This window comes from Paenarthrobacter sp. NPDC090522, from assembly GCF_044769225.1.
Lineage (GTDB): Bacteria > Actinomycetota > Actinomycetes > Actinomycetales > Micrococcaceae > Arthrobacter.
In genome coordinates, this window is the sequence record NZ_JBIVXL010000003.1 from 105,390 (window position 1) to 124,444 (window position 19,055).

Genomic DNA, 19,055 nt, shown 5'->3' on the forward strand with positions numbered 1-19,055 from the left:
CCATGGCAGACAGCAAACCCTTGCGGGTAGGCATGGTGGGCTACGCCTTCATGGGGGCCGCCCACTCCCACGCTTGGCGTACCGCGCCCCGCTTCTTCGACCTTCCGCTCGCCCCGCAACTGACAGCGGTGGCCGGCCGCAACGAAGAAAGCGTCCGGGCTGCGGCTGCCAAGTACGGATGGGACTCGGTGGAAACGGACTGGCGCCAGCTCATCGACCGGGATGACATCGACCTGATCGATATCTGCACGCCGGGCAATACCCACGCCGAGATCGCCATCGCTGCCCTTGAAGCCGGCAAGCACGTGCTCTGCGAAAAACCGCTGGCCAATTCAGTGGCTGAGGCGGAGAAGATGACTGTGGTGGCCCAGGCCGCTGCTGAACGCGGAGTGCTCTCCATGTGCGGCTTCAGTTACCGCCGGACGCCGGCCCTCGCGTTGGCCAAAAGGATGGTGGAGGAAGGACGCCTGGGTGACATCCGCCATGTCCGGGCCCAGTATCTGCAGGATTGGTTGACCGACGCCAACGCCCCGCTCACGTGGCGCCTGGACAAAGCCAAGTCCGGGTCCGGTTCCCTCGGTGACATTGGGGCGCACAGCATCGATGCTGCCCAGTGGATCACCGGCATGGACATCACAGGTGTTTCCGCGCTCCTGGAAACGTTCGTCAAGGAACGCCCCCTCGCGGGCGACTTGGTAGGCCTCGGCGGACAAGGCGGCCCGGACGGGCCCAAGGGTCCGGTCACGGTGGATGACGCGGCGCTGTTCACGGCCCGTTTCGCGCCAAAGCACGACGGCGGCAGGCCCTCCGGCGCGCAAGGCACCGACGGCGGATCACGCCAAGGTCCCATCGGCATCTTCGAGGCCACCCGGTTTGCGCTGGGGCGCAAGAACGCCATGCGCCTGGAACTCAACGGAACCAAAGGATCCCTGGCCTTCGACTTCGAGGACATGAACTCCCTCCAGTTCTACGACGCCTCACTGGAGCCGGACGCAGGCTTCAGGAAGATCATGGTCACCGAGCCGACGCACCCCTACACGGCCAATTGGTGGCCCACGGGCCATGGACTCGGCTATGAGCACGGATTCACGCATCAGGTGGTGGACCTCGTGAATGCCATCCACGCCGGAGAGCAGCCCTCGCCGTCGTTCGCTGACGCCCTGCAGGTCCAAAAGGTGCTCGCCGCCGTCGAGGAAAGCGCCAACAACGCCAGCCGCTGGGAAAACGTCCACGAGGAGGCATCATGAACCGGCCCGTCACATTGTTCACGGGCCAATGGGCAGACCTGCCGTTCGAGGAAGTCGCGCGCCTGGCCGGCGAATGGGGCTTCGACGGCCTGGAGATCGCCTGCTGGGGAGACCACCTGGATCCGCAGCGGATCGTGGAAGACGATGCCTACCTGCAAAGCAAGCTGGACATCCTGGACAAGCACAACCTCTCAGTCCATGCGATCGCCAACCACCTCACGGGACAGGCAGTGTGTGACGATCCCATCGATGAAAGGCACAGGGATATCCTCTCCCCCGCGGTCTGGGGTGACGGCGGCCCTGACGGTGTCCGGCAGCGCGCCGCGGAAGCCATGAAGACCACGGCCCGCGCGGCTGCCAAGCTAGGCGTCAAGACGGTCACCGGCTTCACGGGTTCCTCCATCTGGAAATGCGTGGCGATGTTCCCGCCCGCGTCGGAGGGAATGATCGAACGCGGCTACCAGGACTTCGCCGACCGGTGGAATCCCATCCTGGACGTCTTTGACGAGGTCGGTGTGCGCTTCGCCTTGGAAGTCCACCCCTCCGAGATCGCCTACGACTACTGGACTGCGAAGCGGACGCTGGAGGCGATCGGACACCGGGAGAACTTTGGGCTCAACTTTGATCCCTCCCATTTCATTTGGCAGGACCTGGACCCGGTGATGTTCCTCCAGGACTTCGCGGACAAGATCTTCCACGTCCACGTGAAGGAATCCGTCCGCCAACTCAATGGCCGGAACGGTCGCCTGGGCTCGCACCTGCCGTGGGCCGACCCCCGACGCGGCTGGGACTTCGTCACTGCCGGCCACGGCGATGTGGTCTGGGAACCCATCTTCCGGACCCTCAACGCGATCGGCTACGACGGCCCCACCAGCATCGAATGGGAAGACGCCGGAATGGACCGGTTGGTCGGTGCCCCTCAGGCCTTGGCCATGGTCCGTGACCTCGCCACGATCCAACCTCCGGCCGCGGCTTTCGATGCCGCCTTCGCCACGCGATAGACACCAACGGATACGCCCCGAAACGAAGGAAACCATGACAAACAACACCAAGAGCGCCCTGGTGGTCCGCGGCGGCTGGGACGGACACCAGCCCGTCGAGGCCACCGAACTCTTCATCCCCTACCTCAAAGCCCAAGGATTCGAGGTCCGCGTCGAGGAGTCGCCCAAGATCTATGCCGACCCCGAATACATGGCCTCAGTGGACCTGATCGTGCAGTGCATGACCATGTCCACCATCGAGAAGGACGAGTTCGAAGGCTTGCGGACAGCGGTAGAGAACGGCACCGGACTGGCCGGATGGCACGGTGGCATCGCCGATTCCTACCGCAACAACTCCGACTACCTCCACCTGATCGGTGGCCAGTTCGCTTGCCATCCCGGCAAACACCCGGAGGAACGTGTCGGAGAACAATCAGACAACTACGTCCCCTACACCGTGAACCTGCTGCCGGCCGCCGCAGGACACCCCATCACCGCCGGCCTGTCCGACTTTGACCTGGTCACTGAGCAATATTGGGTCCTCGCCGACGACTACATCGACGTCCTGGCAACCACCACCCAGAAGGTCCGCGAATGGGACCCGTGGCACCGCGAAGTCACCTCACCCGCCATCTGGACCCGCCAATGGGGCAAAGGCCGCATCTTCGTCTGCACCCCCGGGCACCGCGTCGAAGTCCTTGAGGACACCAACGTACGCACCATCATTGAAAGGGGCATGCTGTGGGCAACCCGTTGAACAGCGGCACTGACCTCAACGTCGGCATCATCGGCTGCGGCAAGATCGTGGAGCAGTACCTCACCAACTTCCGCCGCCTCGAATCGATCAACCTGGTGGCCGTAGCCGACCTCGATTCCTCCCGCGCCCAGGCCGTAGCCGACTCCCACGATGATGTCCGGGCCGTGTCCGTGGAAGACCTCCTGGCAGCAGATGACATCGACCTGGTCCTGAACCTGACCATCCCGGCAGCCCACGCCGAGATCGCGCTGAAGGCCATCGCCGCCGGGAAATCCGTCTACGGCGAAAAGCCCTTGGCTGCCACCACCTCCGAGGCGCGCCAGGTCCTCGAAGCCGCCCGCGCCGCGGGCGTGGTGGTGGGCTGCGCGCCGGACACCGTCCTGGGTACAGGCATCCAGACGGCCCGCAAGGCGATCGACGACGGCCTGATCGGCGCCCCGGTTTCGGCCACCGCCACCATGGCCACACCGGGCCACGAGCGGTGGCACCCGAACCCGGACTTCTACTACCAGCCCGGCGGCGGACCCCTCCTGGATATGGGCCCTTACTACGTCTCGGCGCTCGTGACGCTGCTGGGTCCGGTGGTCTCGGTGCTGGGCGCGGCAAGCCACACGCGGACCGAGCGGACCATCGGTTCCGGTCCCCGCGAAGGCCAGCAGGTTCCCGTGGACATCGACTCGCATGTGAGCGGAGTCCTGGTCCACGCTTCCGGTGCCCTGTCCACGCTCTTCATGAGCTTCGACGCGGTCAAGACCAAGAGCCCCAACATCGAAATCCACGGCGAAAAAGGCTCGCTCGTGGTGCCGGACCCCAACCATTTCGAGGGCGAAGTGCAACTGTTCGCCCTTGGCGCCGAGGATTGGGAGACGCTGCCGGTCTCGGCCGGCTACGTGGATTCGGGCAGGGGCTTCGGGATCGCCGACGTCGCCGCAACGCCGTCCGGGCAGGAACCCCGCGCTGGTGGTCAGCTGGCGTTCCATGCCCTTGAGGTTATGGAATCGGTGTTGGAATCCGCCACGTCAGGAGTGGCAGTGCCCATCACCAGCACGGTGCAGCGACCTGCCGCCGTCCCTTTGACGGAGCTGGCGGCTGCCGTCCGGGCGTAGCGCTTCGTGCCCGCGCCGAGGTGGCATGTGATGGCAGTGTTTCACGAAACATTGGCATGAAGTGCCACCTCGCGCCGGCTTAGAGACCTGCCCTGCGCAGCACCGACTCTGCGTGCTTCAGGATGGGTCCGTCGATCATCTTTCCCTTGAACTGGAACACTCCTGAGCCTGCAGCAGTTGCGGCTTCAAGCAGCTCCGAAGCGTGGGCGACCGCTTCCGAGGCAGGGGCATAGGCCTCCCGCACCGCCGCCACCTGGTTCGGGTGAATGCAGGCCTTCGCTCCAAAGCCGCTGGCCACGGCGTCCTCCGCCTCGGCAGAAAGGCCGTCCAGGTCAGGAATGTTCACGTACACGGCATCAATGGCTTCCTTGCCTGCGGCCTTCGCTGCAAGCAGTACAGCGGAACGGGAGTGCAGCGCAACCGCCCGGTACCCGCCGTCGTCGTTCCTGCTGGACAGGCCACCCAGCGACGCGAGCAGGTCTTCGGCGCCCCACATCAGCGCCACCACGTTCGCTTCCGCGGCAATGGACGCAGCGTTGACCACACCGGCGGCCGTCTCACACAGGGCAATGACGCGGTAGCCCTCCAGCGCCTTCAGCTGGGACGCGTTCTCCGCCTTGGCGAGCATGACGGTCCGGTAGGGCGTCTTCGCCAAAGCCGCGAGGTCGAGCTCAAAGTCGGGCGACCCCACCGGATTCACGCGGACAATGGTCCGGGACGGCTCCAAGCCGCCGGCGCCCTGCTGCGCGAGGACCGCTTCCCGTGCACGCTGCTTGTCCGCGGGCGCCACGGCGTCTTCCCAGTCCAGGATGACGGCGTCGGCGCGATCCGCTGCCTTGCCGAACCGCTCCGGACGATCGGCCGGGCAGAACAATAGGGCCGGACCCATGGTGAAGGGAATGGCATCGGAAGAAGGCATTAGGATTCCTTGCTGCTGGGCGGACGTTCTACGGCTCGGAAACGGACGATTGGGCCGCGTGGGCGTCCTTGGTCCACATCAGGCAGGTCCTGGTTGCCAAGGCCACCACAACGCCGTCCTGGTTGCGGCCAGTGTGTTGCATGGTGACCAGCCCTTGTCCGGGCCGTGAGGAGGAGAGCCGTTTGCCGCTGACCACCGTTTCCGTGTACAGCGTATCCCCGTGGAAGAGCGGGTGTGGGAACGTGACATCCGTGAGGCCCAACTGCGCAACGATGGTTCCTTGCGTCAATTGCGCCACGGACTGACCCACCATGGTGGACAACGTGAACATTGAGTTCATGAGCCTCTGCCCGAACGGTTGCGTTGAACTCCATGCCGCATCCAGGTGGAGGGCCTGGGTATTCATGGTGAGGGTCGTGAACAGCACGTTGTCCGCCTCCGTCACTGTCCGGCCGGGTTTGTGGGCGTACACGACGCCCTCCTCCAACTCGTCAAAGTAGAGCCCCCGCTGCTCGACCACCCGTGGCGTGGAGTCGGTCATACGGTCAGTTCCTGGTCTTCTTCGAACAGCTCAGCCCCTGTGGCGGCCAGGACGTCGTCGAGCGTGACATTCGGCGCCAGTTCGCGGAGCACCAGCCGCGGCTCGCCTTCGTCCTTGACGACGTCGATCACCGCAAGGTCCGTGATGATGCGGTCCACGCAGCCCTTGCCGGTCAACGGCAGGGCACAGTCCTGCACGATTTTCGGCCGGCCGTTGCGGTCCACGTGTTCCATCATCACGATGACCTTTTTGGCACCGAACACCAAGTCCATGGCCCCGCCCATGCCCTTGACCATCTTGCCCGGAATCATCCAGTTGGCGAGGTCGCCGTTGGCCGCCACCTCCATGGCCCCAAGGACCGCAACGTCCACGTGGCCTCCCCGGATCATGCCGAAGGAGGACGCCGAGTCGAAGAACGCGGCACCGGCGTTGGTGGTCACGGTTTCCTTGCCCGCATTGATCAGGTCCGGGTCAACCCGGTCCTCGGCAGGATACGGACCGACGCCGAGGATCCCGTTCTCCGAGTGCAGGATGACTTCCACGCCGTCCGGAATGTAGTTCGGTATGAGGGTTGGCATGCCGATCCCCAGGTTCACGTACTGGCCGTTTTCCAGTTCCTTGGCAACGCGGGCGGCCAGTTCGTTCCGGGTCCACCCTTTTGCCTCGTGATGTTCGACGTCGGCACGCCGGTATTCGTGCCGCACGGCTTCGGGACGGGGCGGGACATCCTGCAGGCTGTTCATCTCCACGGCTACGCTCCCGCCTGGTTGGTGTCGGCCGGGGCGGACAGGGCCACCGTCCGTTTCTCGATCCGTTTCTCCGCCGTCGGCGCGAGGACCACGCGTTGGACGAAGATACCGGGGGTGTGGATGTGCTCCGGGTCCAGATCCCCCGGTTCCACGAGCTCTTCCACCTCAGCGATGGTGGTCCGCGCGGCCATGGCACAGAGCGGATTGAAGTTCATGGCCGCCGCGTGGAACACCAGGTTTCCGTGGCGGTCTCCTTTCCAGGCGTGGACCAGCCCGAAATCGGGAGTCAGCGATTCCTCCAGCACGTAGTCGGCGTCATTGAAGGCGCGCACCTCCTTCGGTGCCGAGGCCACCGCGACGTTGCCCTCGGCGTCGTACTTTTGCGGAAGGCCACCCTCGGAAACCTGGGTTCCCACACCGGCCTTGGTGTAGAACGCCGGGATGCCCGCGCCGCCGGCCCGAAGCTTCTCGGCGAGCGTGCCCTGTGGGGTGAGCACCACTTCCAGTTCACCGGCGAGGTACTGGCGGGCGAATTCCTTGTTCTCGCCCACATAGGAGCTGATGGTCCGGCGGATGCGGCCATCTTTGAGGAGGATGCCAAGGCCCCAATCGTCCACGCCGCAGTTGTTGCTCACGGTTTCCAGTTCCGTGGTTCCTTGCTGGTGGAGCGCGTCTATCAGCGCGACGGGAATCCCGCACAAGCCGAAACCACCGACGGCGAGCGAGGCACCGTCCGGGATGTCCTTCACCGCTTCCGCGGCGCTGGCAACAACCTTGTCAATCATCGTTGATCCTTCCCCTGCGGTTACAGACCCAGCTCGCGGGCGATGAGCATCAACTGTACTTCCGTAGTGCCCTCACCGACTTCAAGGATCTTGGAGTCGCGGTAATGACGTGCCACGGTGAACTCGTTGATGAAGCCATAGCCGCCGAATACCTGGGTGGCATCCCGCGCGTTGTCCATGGCTGCCTCGCCTGCGACCATCTTAGCGATGGCCGCTTCCGTCTTGAACGGCCTGCCCGCCAGCATCCTGGCCGCAGCATCGTAGTAGGCCAGACGGGCTGTGTGGGCCCTGGCCTGCATGCGCGCGATCTTGAACTGGATGGCCTGGTACTTGGCGATGTTCTGTCCGAAAGCACTGCGTTCCTTGGCGTACTTGACGGAAAGGTCCACGCATCCCTGGGCAGCGCCCGTGCCCAGGGCGGCAATGGCGATGCGGCCCTCGTCCAGGATGGACAGGAAGTTGGCGTAGCCGCGGCCGCGCTGGCCCAACAGATTGGCTTCGGGCACACGCACATTGTCCAGGGTCAGCGGATGGGTATCCGAGGCATTCCAGCCCACCTTGTTGTACGGCTTTTCCGCCTTGAAGCCGGGCGTTTCGGTGGGGACGAGAAGGGTGGAGATTTCCTTTTTGACGCTGCCGTCCGGACGCTCTTCCTTGCCGGTCACAGCCGTGACGGTGACCAGCGTGGTGATGTCAGTCCCGGAGTTGGTGATGAACTCCTTGTTCCCGTTGATCACCCACTCGCCGTTCTCCACGTGGGCGTGGGTCTTTGTGCCGCCGGCGTCCGAACCCGCTTCCCGCTCCGTCAGTCCGAAGCCTGCGAGCGCGCTGCCGGAAGCAAGCTGGGGCAACCATTCCCGCTTCTGCTCCTCGGTCCCAAAGCGGTGAACCGGCATGGCACCCAGCGAAACGCCGGCTTCCAGGGTGATGGCCACGGACTGGTCCACCCGGCCCAATTGTTCCAGGGCCAGGGCCAGGGCGAAGTAGTCCCCGCCCATGCCGCCGTACTCCTCGGGGAAGGGCAGGCCAAAGAGGCCCATCTCCCCCATCTGCTTCACGATTGCGTAGGGGAAGCTGTGTTCTTCGTCGTGCTTGGCGGAGACGGGGGCCACCACTTCGTCGGCGAACTCCCGGACGGTATCGCTGAGGTCCTGGTACTCCTCGGAGAGGTCAAAAGTGCTCATGGCTGGACTTCCTTGTCTGTGGCGGCCGCCGGATCTTCGGCGGGTGCTGCACTGTGGATGGTTGCGAGGACCTGGTCTGCTTTGACCTGGTCGCCGGTTGTGGTGGTCAGGTGGACCGTTCCGGACACGGATGCCACCAGTTGGTGTTCCATCTTCATGGCTTCGACGGCGAGCAGCACTTGTCCTTCCTGCACCGGGTCGCCGTCTGCAACGGAGACGGAAACCACGGTTCCGGGCATCGGCGAGCGCACCTCCGGATCGGCGGTGCCTTCTTCACGCTGGATTCCGGCCAGCATCCGCCGCAGCCTCTCGGCCCGTCCCAGTACCTCAAGGCGGCAGGACCAGCCGTCGTTGCCGAGGTAGAGGGCACCATCCGCGGAGCCGAGGGCGAAGGTAACCTGGACGCCGTCGATCTCCAGCTCCAGCCGGTCTGCACCGTGGTCACGCACGGTCACCGGTGTGGCGGCGCGCCCGACGCCAGCACCGCCGTCGACCCTGACACTCAGCTGCCCCTGCTCCTCGGTGACCCAGGCGGTGGCGGTTGCCCCGCCTGGCAGGCCGAACGTGGCGCTCCATGAGGCGGGGGCACCCAGGCGCCACGAGTCCGGGCTGGCCCAGGCGCGTCCGGCCTGCAAGGAACCGGACCGCTCCAGCCAGCGGGCCACCCCGGCGGCCGTCAGCTCGTCGGCACCAACGTGCCGAAAAACCATGCCCGGCAGCTTGCGCTCGATCAGCCCCGTGTCCAGGTGCCCTCCACGGACCTGCGGATCGTTGATCAACAAGCGCAGATATTCCACATTGGTGTCAACGCCGAGGAGTGTGTATCCGGCCAGGGCGGCGTCGAGCGCGTCCAAGGCTTCCGCGCGGTCCGGACCCCAGGCGATCACCTTGGCGAGCATGGGATCGTAGTCACCGGTGATCTTGAGTCCGGTCCGCATGGCCGAGTCGATCCGGACCCCCGGGTCCTTGCCGCCCTCGTCCAGCAACTCCACCCGCCCCATGGAGGGCATGAAGTTCCGCTCGGGCACCTCCGCGTAGACGCGCGCCTCCACTGCGTGGCCGTCAAGCACGACGTCGGGCTGCGTCACCGTGAGGGGCTCGCCGGCGGCGATCCGCACTTGCCATTCAACGAGGTCGATACCCGTCACCATCTCCGTGACCGGGTGTTCCACCTGGAGCCGCGTGTTCATCTCCATGAAGAAGAACTCATCCGGGTGCTCGTCGGAGACCAGGAACTCCACGGTGCCGGCGCCGCTGTAGTTGACCGACCGGGCCGCATTGCAGGCTGCTTCCCCGATCTTGTCCCGCAGCGCTGCCCCATCCGGAAGCGAATCGAACAGTGCCGAGGGAGCTTCCTCGATCACCTTCTGGTGCCGGCGCTGGAGCGAGCATTCCCGCTCGCCGAGGTGGATGACGTTGCCATGGTTATCGGCCAGGACCTGGACTTCGATGTGGCGGGGTGCACTGACCAGGCGTTCCAGGAACAACGTGTCGTCCCCGAAGGCGGAGGCTGCCACGCGGCGGGCCGTTCCAAGGACCGAGGGAAGGTCCTCCGGCCGCTCAACCACATGCATGCCTTTGCCGCCGCCACCCGCGGAGGGCTTGATCAGGAGGGGAAAGCCGACGCCGGGAGCGGCGTCGATGAGGTCCTGGTCTGTGAGGCCCGGCCGCGCGATGCCCGGCGTGCACGGGACACCGAAGCCCATCACGTGGTTCTTGGACCGGATCTTGTCCCCCATGACCTCGAGCGCCTCGACACCGGGGCCAATGAAAGTAAGGCCCGCGGCGCCCAGGGCCTTGGCGAAGTCCACGTTCTCGGACAGGAAGCCATAGCCGGGATGCACGGCTTCGGCGCCGGTCCGGCGGCAGGCGTCGATGATGGCCTCGATCTTCAGGTAGCTCTCGGACGGGGACGTGCCGCCGATGGCCACGGCGGTGTCCGCGAGCGCAACGTGCTTGGCGTGCCTGTCCGCATCGGAGTACACGGCCACCGAACGAATTCCCATCTCCTTCAGGGTTCGGAGTACCCGGCAGGCGATCTCGCCGCGGTTTGCGACGAGGACGGTGGTGAAGGGTGCGGTGCCGGCCGTGGTCAGGGGTTTTGCGGCGGGTGCTGGCAGTGTCATGGTCACATCCTGAAGAGGCCGAATGAGGTCTCGGGCAATTGCTGGCGGGACACCACGTCCAAGGCCATGCCCAGGACCCGGCGGGTGTCCGCGGGATCGATGATGCCGTCATCCCAGAGCCGGGCCGTGGAGTAGTAGGGACTTCCCTGGTCCTCGTATTGCTGTTTGATGGGCGCTTTGAAGGCCTCTTCCTCCTCGGCGGACCATTCCTCGCCGCGGGCCTCGTACTGTTCGCGCTTAACGGTGGCAAGGACGCTGGACGCCTGGTTGCCGCCCATCACCGAAATCCGCGCGGCCGGCCACATCCACAGGAACCTTGGGGAGTAGGCGCGCCCGCACATCGAATAGTTTCCTGCCCCGAAGCTTCCGCCGATCACCACGGTCAATTTGGGCACCCGGGCGGTGGCAACCGCGGTGACCATCTTGGCTCCGTTCTTGGCGATGCCGCCCTGTTCGTAGTCCTTGCCCACCATGAATCCGGAGAGGTTCTGCAGGAAGATCAAGGGAATGCCGCGCTGGTCGCACAGCTCGATGAAGTGGGCCCCTTTCAGGGACGATTCGCTGAACAGCACCCCGTTGTTGGCCACGATCCCCACGGGATGACCGTGCAGATGGGCGAAGCCGGTGACCAGGGTGGTGCCGTAGTCCTTCTTGAACTCGTGGAATTCCGAACCGTCAACGAGCCTGGCAATCACCTCGCGGACATCGTACTGGGCGTTGACGTCTGTGGGAACCACGCCGTAGATCCCGGACGGTTCGACGACGGGCGGCAGGACGACGTCGAGCACGTCCCAGACCGGAGAGGCCGGCTTGGGCAACGTGGCCACAATGTCGCGGACGATTTCCAGTGCGTGCTGGTCGTTCTCGGCCAGGTGGTCCGCCACACCGGAAATTCTGGCGTGGACCTCGCCGCCGCCGAGTTCTTCTGCGGTGACGATTTCACCGATGGCCGCCTTCACCAAGGGCGGGCCACCCAGGAAGATGGTGCCTTGGTTGCGCACGATGACCGTCTCATCGCTCATCGCCGGCACGTAGGCTCCGCCTGCGGTGCACGAGCCCATCACCGAGGCTATCTGCGGAATCTTGGCGGCGGACATCCTGGCTTGGTTGTAGAAGATCCGCCCGAAGTGTTCCTTGTCAGGGAAGACCTCGTCCTGTTTCGGCAGGAACGCTCCCCCGGAATCCACGAGGTAAATGCACGGAAGCTTGTTTTCCAGGGCGATTTCCTGCGCCCTGAGGTGCTTCTTGACGGTCATCGGATAGTAGGTGCCGCCTTTGACCGTGGCGTCGTTGGAAATCACCAGGACGTGGCGTCCGTGGACCAGCCCGATCCCGGCGATGACTCCGGCGCCGGGGGAATCGTCGTTGTACATGCCGTTCGCGGCCAGGGGTGCGATTTCCAGGAACGGGCTGCCCTCGTCCAGCAGGTAGTCGATGCGCTCGCGCGGAAGAAGCTTGCCGCGGGCGACGTGCCGTTCCCTCGACTTTTCCGGTCCGCCAAGGGCTGTCCTGGCGAGCCGCTCCTTCAAGTCCTTCACGAGCGCCGTTTGCGCTTCCTGGTTGGCGTCAAAGGAGCCTGTTGGGGCACCTGCCGTGCTGGCAATTGTCTGCATCGACCACTGATCCATTCCCGGCCCGCTTTCTGAGGTGCGGACCATTTCGGTTAGTGCCACGTAACTGAAATTTAGGTTAGTCTGTATTAACTGTGATGTCCAGCACAGCCCGCCGGGGCAGCCGGCGCCGAGGAGGAAAACGTGGTTGGAACGCCCCCTGCCGAGGTGGACGGCACCCGTGCCGCCACCACGCAGCGAAGCCAGGCCAAGGAAGAACGGCGCCTGGCGCTGCTCTCAGCAGCGGCCAGCCTCTTCGCCGAGAACGGATTCAGCAGGGTCTCGCTCGAAGACCTCGGGGCTGCCGCCGGGGTCAGCGGCCCAGCGGTGTACCGGCACTTTCCGGGCAAGCAGGCGGTGCTGGCGGAATTGTTGCTCAGTGTCAGCCGCAACTTGGTGAGCGGTGGGCAGAAAGTCATTGCGGAGGCCGATGACCGTTCCTCGGCATTGCGGGGGCTGATCGCGTTCCACGTCGACTTCGCGCTGAAGAATCCCGAGGTGATCCGCGTCCAGGACCGGGACTTCGGAAGCCTGGGCGAATCCGACCAGGCGGAGGTCAGGTCCCTCCAGCGCTCCTACGTGGAAATGTGGGTCAAAGTCCTGGGGCAGCTCCATGCCGGCGTAGACACCGCAGACCTCCGCGTCCGTGCACACGCCGCCTTCGGCTTAATCAACTCCACCCCGCACTCTGTCCGCCAGCACGGCCGGAAGATCGCAGCCAGGACCGCCCGGCCAATCCTTGAGCAGATGGCGTTCGCTGCGCTGATGGCTGGGGAGCGCTATGATCCAAGGTTGTCCACATAGGCCAGAGTCGGCCTGCTGCTGGCCTCAGCCGACTGAAAGACTTAAGGCATGGACGGAGCTCAACTGCTACAGGCGACAGACACAGAACGGTCGTCGCCTGCCCCCGAGTACGCTCGCGTCCTGACAGCAGGGGTTGAGTCACTCTACGGCCCAGAAGCAGCCCCCACCACCGCGCAGCTCCTGACCGATATTGGCATGCTGCAGATTGCCGCAGACAGCAAAATCATGGTCGATCAGTTGCGGGTTCTTGAGGACATGAAGTCGGCGATCTCAGCCTTGCAAGCCAAGATCGCCGTGGCGTTCGACCTGGCCCAGCGGCAAGAACAAGCCGACGCCGGGGTCCCCGCCAGCGAGCAGGGCCGCGGCGTGGCCACCCAAGTGGCCCTGGCCCGCCGCGAATCACCCAACAAAGGCTCCCGCCTCCTGGGCCTGGCCAAAGCACTCGTCACCGAAATGCCCCACACCCTCACAGCCCTCGAAACAGGACAACTCAACGAATGGCGCGCCACCCTCCTCGTGAAGGAAACCGCCTGCCTCTCCGCCGACGACCGCTGCGCCGTCGACGACGAACTCGCCCCGGACACCGGCACCTTCGACGGCGCCGGGGACAAAACCATCATCGCCGCCGCCAAAGCCGCCGCCTACCGCCGCGACCCACGCTCAATCACCCAACGCGCAGCCCACGCCGCCACCGAACGGCACGTCAGCCTCCGCCCCGCCCCCGACACCATGACCTACCTCACCGCGCTCCTGCCCGTGGCCCAAGGAGTCGCCGTCTACAAAGCACTCACCAACGCAGCCAGCACGGCACGCTCCGACGGCGACACCCGCACACGCGGCCAAATCATGGCCGACACCCTCACCGAATGCATCACCGGCAGGCGCCAAGGATTCTCCGGCATCGACCTGCAACTGGTCATCACCGACCGCACCCTCCTCCAAAGCGACTCCGAACCAGCACGCCTGGACGGCTACGGCACCGTCCCCGCCGAATGGGCCAGAAACCTCCTCGTCCCAGACCAACCAGGCACTGAGCACAGCCCCAGCAAAGACACCAGCACCAGCAACCCCGAGCTCAACATCTGGCTCCGCCGCCTCTACACCGCACCAACCACCGGCGAACTCCTCGCCATGGACTCACGAGCCCGCTTCTTCCCAGCAGGCCTGCGCCGCTTCATCCAAACCCGCGACAACCTCTGCCGCACCCCCTACTGCGACGCCCCCATCCGCCACCACGACCACATCATCCTCTGGTCACAAGGCGGCAAAACCACCCTCAACAACGCAGCCGGACTCTGCGAACACTGCAACCACACCAAAGAAAACCCCGGCTGGAGCACCAAGCCCGAACCAGGCAACAGACACCAACTCGAAATCACCACACCCACCGGCCACCACTACTCCTCAACCGCTCCACCATTGCCCGGGAGTGCAGCCAGGAGCCAAAGGCACCACCCAAGCCTTGCCAACGCCTGAGCAGTCCACCCGCGCCTGTGCTCAGCACGGACTATCTTTCCTAGGACTCACAGGGCCACTCTCAGGGGCTGTCACCGCGTCCGTGTCCACCTAGGCTGAAGTGCAGCGGTTTGAAACGTCACACGTCGGTCCAGGAAGAGAGCTCATCATGAAGATTGCCGTTACGGGTGGAAGTGGAAAGCTGGGCAGGAGCGTGGTCCGCCGGCTGAGGCAGGATGGCCACACTGTCTTCAACCTGGACCAGGTGGGTCAGCGCAGCCAAGGCTTCGTCACCGTGGATCTCCGGAACTACGGACAAGTAGCCGACGTCATCCACGGATTGGACGACCGGCACAACGGACTCGACGCTGTGGTGCACCTGGCGGCCATCCCGGCGCCTGGCCTGGCGCCGGATGCAGCCACGTTCGAGAACAATATGCTGTCCACCTACAACGTCTTCCAAGCCGCACGCCGGGCGGGGATCAAGAAGCTCGTCTACGCCTCAAGCGAGACCGTGCTCGGTCTGCCGTTCGATACACCGCCGCCGTACATCCCGGTGGACGAGGAGTACCCGGCGCGTCCTGAGAGCACGTATTCCCTCGTGAAGCACCTCGAGGAACAAATGGCCATCCAGCTGACCCGCTGGGACCCCGATGTGAGCATCACGGCACTGCGCTTTTCCAACGTCATGGATCCAGAGGACTACGAGGCCTTCCCCTCCTTCGACCAGGACGCCAACCTCCGGAAGTGGAACCTCTGGGGCTACATTGACGCCCGCGACGGCGCGCAGGCCGTTGCCCGGGCCTTGAAGACCGCCGCTCCGGGCTTCGAAGCGTTCATCATCGCGGCCGCTGACACGGTGATGAGCCGAAGCAGCGCCGAACTTGCCGCCGAAGTGTTCCCCGGCGTCGACGTGGTCAAGGAACTGGGACGGCACGAAACCATGCTGTCCATCGACAAGGCGCGGCGGCACCTGGGGTTCGAGCCCGAGCACAGTTGGCGGGACGTGCATTCCAACCGGACCACTCCCACGGAAGACTGAATTCGCCGGGACAGCAGAACGCGCCGGCCCACCCCTTCGCCGCGGTTTCCTGCGGGTACTCGTCAAGGGGCGGGGCGGCGCAGCCTTCGGCTAGACCATGGTCATGACCATGGCCGGGTCCGTGAGGATGGCGCCAAGATCTGACAGGAACCGGGACCCCTGCTCACCGTCCACCAGGCGGTGGTCGAAGGACAGGCTGAGGGACATGACCTGACGGACGGCCAGTTCGTCGTTGACCACCCACGGAGCTTTCCTGACCGCACCCAAGGCCACTATTGCCGCTTCTCCGGGATTCAGGATGGGCGTGCCCGCGTCGATCCCGAAAACACCGATGTTGGTAATGGAGATGGTGCCACCGGAGAGCCCGGCGGGCGCCGTCTTTCCGGCACGGGCGGTAGCCGTCAGCTCCGAGAGTTCCGTGGCGAGCCCGTGAAGTGAAAGCCCGTGCGCATCCTTGATGTTGGGCACGGTCAGCCCCCTGGGCGTCGCCGCGGCGATGCCCAGATTGACGTAGTTGAACTGGACAATCTCCTGCCGCTCCTCATCCCAGCGGGAGTTCAGCGTGGGGTTGTTCCGCAGCGCGATCAACACAGCCTTGGCCGCGATGGTGAGCGGCGTCAGCTTTACGCCCTCGAAGGCCTTGCTGCCTTTGAGCCGTGCCAGCAGATCCATGGTGGCCGTGACGTCAACGGTGAGGAACTCTGTGACATGCGGTGCGGTGAAAGCGCTCTGGACCATGGCCGCTGCGGTGAACTTACGAACGCCTTTGATGGGAGTTCGCGTCTCGCGTTCACCCTCCGACGCAGAAGGCGCGACGTCCGTCGCCGTGTCCTCGTGCCTGGCACCTGAGAACGACTGCACGTCTTCGCGCGTGATCAAGCCGCCGGGTCCAGTGCCGCTGACGTTCGCCAAGTCGATCCCGAGGTCACGCGCGAGCTTGCGGACCGGCGGAGTGGAGCGCGGCCGCTCCCCTGTCCCGCTGTCGGCTGCCGTTTCATGCTCGACGGCGGGAGGCGCGGCGGCGGGAGACACCGCAGCGGGAGGCACCGTGGCGGGAGGCACCGCAGCGGGTGCCACTGCGTCCGTGCGGACCGTCCCACGGGCTCGTCGCACGGTTCGTCCGGAATGCTCGACGACGGCGCCGTACCCCACCAGGTTCGGCTCGCGTTTGGCGGGGTTTGCCGGAGCTTCATCAGTTTGACTGGCGGCACCGCCGTTGGGGGCGGCACCGCCGTTGGGGGCGGCACCGTTGGAGGAACCGGCGTTTTCGGAAGAACGGGCATCTTCCACTTCGAAGGAGACAATCGGCTTGCCGACCTCCACCACCGTTCCTGGCTGCTCATGCAGCGCTGCCACGACGCCCGCGAACGGCGAAGGCAGTTCAACCACGGCCTTGGCCGTTTCCACCTCGGCGATGACCTGGTTCAGCGCCACGGTGTCGCCCACGGCGACCTTCCAGCTGAGGATTTCCGACTCAGTCAGTCCTTCGCCAAGGTCCGGCAGCCTGAATTCCTTGATCATGGTGGCGGTCATCCTTCCAGTCCACTCAGCGAGTTGGGGCGCCCCAGCGCGCGGTCCACGCCATCGAGGATCCGGTCCAGGTCCGGCAGGTGGTGCATCTCCACCTTCGAGTACGGGTACGGAACATCGAAGCCGGTGATCCGGACCGGCGCGGCCTCGAGGTAGTTGAAGCAGCGTTCGGTGATGCTCGCGGCAATCTCCGCGCCGAGTCCGCCGGACTGCCCGGCTTCATGGGTAATGACCAGGCGGCCTGTCTTGCGGACTGAGGCTTCCACCACCGGGTAATCCACGGGAGCCAAGGACCGCAGGTCGATGACTTCCACGGAAGTTCCTTCATCGGCCGCAGCCTGCGCAGCGTCCTTGGCAGTCTTCACCAGCGGTCCGTAGGCAACCAGGGTGACGTCCGTACCGGCGTTGACCACCGCGGCCTTGTCCAGGGGCACCGCCGCGGACAGGTCCAGGCCCTCGTCCACATCACCCTTGTCGTGGTAACGGCGCTTGGGCTCGAAATACAGCACGGGATCATCGGAAGCAATGGCCTGCTGGATCATGGTGTAGGCGTCCTGCGGGTTGGACACTGCCACCACGCGCAGCCCGGAAGTATGCGTGAAGTAGGCCTCCGGCGATTCCGAGTGGTGCTCCGGCGAACCGATCCCGCCGCCGAACGGAACACGGATGGTAATGGGCATCTTCACCCGGCCCTGCGTCCGGTAATGCATTTTGGCAACTTGGCTGACGATCTGGTCGAAGGCCGGGTAGATAAAGCCGTCGAACTGGATCTCGCAGACCGGGCGGTAGCCGCGGTAGGCCAAACCGACGGCCGTGCCGATAATGCCCGACTCAGCCAGCGGGGAATCGATCACACGGTGCTTGCCGAAGTCTTTCTGCAGGCCATCGGTGACGCGGAAGACGCCGCCGAGGGTGCCGATGTCCTCACCAATGAGCACCACTTTGGGATCGTTCTCGAGGGATTTGCGGAGGCCTGCGTTGATGGCCCGGGCGAAAGTGAGCTTGGACATCAGAGGGCACCTTCCTCGACTGTTTCGTTGAAGCTGTTCAAGTAGCGTGAATAGTGGTCCTTCTGCCGTTCAATCCACGGATTCGGGGTGCTGTAGACGTGGTTGAAGACGTCCAGGGGTTCCGGGTCCGGCATGGTGGTGCAGCTGGAGCGGAGTTCGGCACCCACGGCATCGGCCTTGGTCTTGACCTGGGCTTCAAGTTCCCCGGTGAGCAGTCCCTTGGCCTCCAGCAGTTTCCGCAGGCGCAGGATGGGATCCTTCGCGGCCCAGTCTTCAAGCTCATTGGCATCCCGGTAACGGGTGGGATCATCGGCCGTAGTGTGGGGGCCCATCCGGTAGGTCACGGCCTCGATGAACGTCGGTCCGCCGCCCTTGCGGGCCCGGTCCAGCGCTATGCGCGTTGCAGCCATGACCGCCAGGACGTCATTGCCATCTACGCGCATGCTGGGAATGCCGAATCCGGTGGGCCGGTCCGCAAGCTGGATGTGGGACTGGAGCCGGACGGGTTCCGAGATGGCCCAGTGGTTGTTCTGGCAGAAGAACACCACGGGCGCCTGGAAGCTGGCGGCAAAGACCATGGCCTCGTTCACGTCGCCCTCGCTGGTTGCTCCATCTCCGAAGTAGGCAAGGACCGCAGTGCTGGCACCGTCAAGCTGGACACCCATGGCGTAACCGGTGGCGTGCAGGCTTTGCGAACCGATGATGATCTGCGGGGTGGCCATGTTGATGCGCTGCGGATCCCAGCTGTACAAGGCATTGCCACGCCAGACTTTGGCGATTTCGGAGAGATGGGCGCCGCGGATGTAGGCCACTCCGCTCTCCCGGTAGCTGGGGAAGACAAAATCGTCGTCGCGCAGGGAACGGCTGGAGCCGATCTGTGCGGCCTCCTGTCCCAGGAGCGGCGGCCACAGGGCCAGTTCGCCCTGGCGCTGGAGTGCGGTTGCCTCAGTGTCGATGCGCCGGATGACGGTCATGTCCTCGTAAAGGGCACAGAGTTGCTCGTCGCCGATGTCCTTGATCCACAGATCGAACTCCGGATGGCTGATCCGCTCACCGTCGGGCGATATCAACTGCAGCAGATTGCCGCCAGTCCGCAGTGGATGATGTGCACTTTGTTCCGGGTCCGGAGTGGCTTGGTCCACTCCCTTTCCCGCCTTATCCGTCAACACAGGTGATCGCGACCTTCCGGCTCGTGTTCGTCGGCCCTTGC

At 64.8% G+C, this 19,055-nt stretch carries 17 protein-coding genes; 7 read left to right on the plus strand and 10 right to left on the minus strand.

Going from position 1 to position 19,055, the window contains the following annotated elements:
• Positions 1-2 precede the first annotated feature (2 nt).
• Genes ACIQT2_RS04435 through ACIQT2_RS04450 form a run of 4 tightly spaced genes read left to right on the plus strand, consistent with a single transcriptional unit; the run spans position 3 to position 4,090 of the window.
• Positions 3-1,247, plus strand: coding sequence for a Gfo/Idh/MocA family protein (locus ACIQT2_RS04435; protein WP_402943945.1), 1,245 nt, complete (start codon positions 3-5; stop codon positions 1,245-1,247).
• The gene (locus tag ACIQT2_RS04440) at positions 1,244-2,248 is read left to right on the plus strand and encodes a sugar phosphate isomerase/epimerase family protein (RefSeq protein ID WP_402943948.1); all 1,005 of its coding nucleotides are present in this window, start codon (positions 1,244-1,246) and stop codon (positions 2,246-2,248) included. The genes ACIQT2_RS04435 and ACIQT2_RS04440 overlap by 4 nt, the downstream gene beginning before the upstream one ends.
• Positions 2,249-2,282: 34 nt before the next feature.
• Complete coding sequence (locus ACIQT2_RS04445; RefSeq protein ID WP_402943951.1) at positions 2,283-2,984, plus strand: ThuA domain-containing protein; 702 nt, start codon at positions 2,283-2,285, stop codon at positions 2,982-2,984.
• Positions 2,969-4,090 carry a Gfo/Idh/MocA family protein gene (locus tag ACIQT2_RS04450; RefSeq protein ID WP_402943954.1) on the plus strand — a complete coding sequence of 374 codons (1,122 nt, stop codon included), beginning with the start codon at positions 2,969-2,971 and terminating at the stop codon, positions 4,088-4,090. The genes ACIQT2_RS04445 and ACIQT2_RS04450 overlap by 16 nt, the downstream gene beginning before the upstream one ends.
• Positions 4,091-4,169: 79 nt before the next feature.
• Here the strand turns inward: ACIQT2_RS04450 and ACIQT2_RS04455 are convergent, their stop codons facing one another.
• The 7 genes from ACIQT2_RS04455 to ACIQT2_RS04485 are packed head-to-tail and all read right to left on the minus strand — an operon-like array spanning position 4,170 to position 12,007.
• Positions 4,170-5,009 (minus strand): HpcH/HpaI aldolase/citrate lyase family protein, encoded by an 840-nt coding sequence (locus tag ACIQT2_RS04455; RefSeq protein ID WP_402943957.1) that lies wholly within the window; start codon positions 5,007-5,009, stop codon positions 4,170-4,172.
• A 28-nt stretch (positions 5,010-5,037) separates the two neighbouring features.
• Entirely contained in the window at positions 5,038-5,550 is a 513-nt protein-coding gene (locus ACIQT2_RS04460) for a MaoC family dehydratase (protein WP_402943960.1), read from the minus strand.
• The gene (locus tag ACIQT2_RS04465) at positions 5,547-6,293 is read right to left on the minus strand and encodes a CoA transferase subunit B (protein ID WP_400331653.1); all 747 of its coding nucleotides are present in this window, start codon (positions 6,291-6,293) and stop codon (positions 5,547-5,549) included. The genes ACIQT2_RS04460 and ACIQT2_RS04465 overlap by 4 nt, the downstream gene beginning before the upstream one ends.
• Positions 6,294-6,301: 8 nt before the next feature.
• Positions 6,302-7,084, minus strand: a complete 783-nt coding sequence (locus ACIQT2_RS04470; RefSeq protein ID WP_402943962.1) for a CoA transferase subunit A — start codon at positions 7,082-7,084, stop codon at positions 6,302-6,304.
• A 20-nt stretch (positions 7,085-7,104) separates the two neighbouring features.
• Complete coding sequence (locus ACIQT2_RS04475; RefSeq protein WP_402943965.1) at positions 7,105-8,268, minus strand: acyl-CoA dehydrogenase family protein; 1,164 nt, start codon at positions 8,266-8,268, stop codon at positions 7,105-7,107.
• Complete coding sequence (locus ACIQT2_RS04480; RefSeq protein ID WP_402943967.1) at positions 8,265-10,394, minus strand: acetyl/propionyl/methylcrotonyl-CoA carboxylase subunit alpha; 2,130 nt, start codon at positions 10,392-10,394, stop codon at positions 8,265-8,267. The genes ACIQT2_RS04475 and ACIQT2_RS04480 overlap by 4 nt, the downstream gene beginning before the upstream one ends.
• A 2-nt stretch (positions 10,395-10,396) precedes the next feature.
• Complete coding sequence (locus tag ACIQT2_RS04485) at positions 10,397-12,007, minus strand: carboxyl transferase domain-containing protein (RefSeq protein WP_402943970.1); 1,611 nt, start codon at positions 12,005-12,007, stop codon at positions 10,397-10,399.
• A 141-nt stretch (positions 12,008-12,148) separates the two neighbouring features.
• Here ACIQT2_RS04485 and ACIQT2_RS04490 point away from each other — a divergent pair, with 141 nt between their 5' ends.
• From ACIQT2_RS04490 to ACIQT2_RS04500, 3 genes are all read left to right on the plus strand, one after another.
• Positions 12,149-12,808 (plus strand): TetR/AcrR family transcriptional regulator, encoded by a 660-nt coding sequence (locus ACIQT2_RS04490; protein WP_402943973.1) that lies wholly within the window; start codon positions 12,149-12,151, stop codon positions 12,806-12,808.
• A gap of 195 nt (positions 12,809-13,003) precedes the next feature.
• Positions 13,004-14,284, plus strand: coding sequence for a DUF222 domain-containing protein (locus tag ACIQT2_RS04495; RefSeq protein ID WP_402944366.1), 1,281 nt, complete (start codon positions 13,004-13,006; stop codon positions 14,282-14,284).
• Between the two features lie 148 nt (positions 14,285-14,432).
• Positions 14,433-15,305, plus strand: a complete 873-nt coding sequence (locus ACIQT2_RS04500; RefSeq protein ID WP_402943976.1) for an NAD-dependent epimerase/dehydratase family protein — start codon at positions 14,433-14,435, stop codon at positions 15,303-15,305.
• A 90-nt stretch (positions 15,306-15,395) separates the two neighbouring features.
• Here the strand turns inward: ACIQT2_RS04500 and ACIQT2_RS04505 are convergent, their stop codons facing one another.
• Genes ACIQT2_RS04505 through pdhA form a run of 3 tightly spaced genes read right to left on the minus strand, consistent with a single transcriptional unit; the run spans position 15,396 to position 19,014 of the window.
• Complete coding sequence (locus ACIQT2_RS04505) at positions 15,396-16,838, minus strand: dihydrolipoamide acetyltransferase family protein (protein ID WP_402943978.1); 1,443 nt, start codon at positions 16,836-16,838, stop codon at positions 15,396-15,398.
• On the minus strand, positions 16,835-17,845 hold the full coding sequence (locus ACIQT2_RS04510; RefSeq protein WP_402943981.1) for an alpha-ketoacid dehydrogenase subunit beta: 1,011 nt from the start codon (positions 17,843-17,845) through the stop codon (positions 16,835-16,837). Before ACIQT2_RS04510 ends, ACIQT2_RS04505 begins: the two co-directional genes overlap by 4 nt.
• Positions 17,845-19,014, minus strand: a complete 1,170-nt coding sequence (pdhA, locus tag ACIQT2_RS04515) for a pyruvate dehydrogenase (acetyl-transferring) E1 component subunit alpha (RefSeq protein ID WP_400331335.1) — start codon at positions 19,012-19,014, stop codon at positions 17,845-17,847. The genes ACIQT2_RS04510 and pdhA overlap by 1 nt, the downstream gene beginning before the upstream one ends.
• Positions 19,015-19,055: the final 41 nt, after the last annotated feature.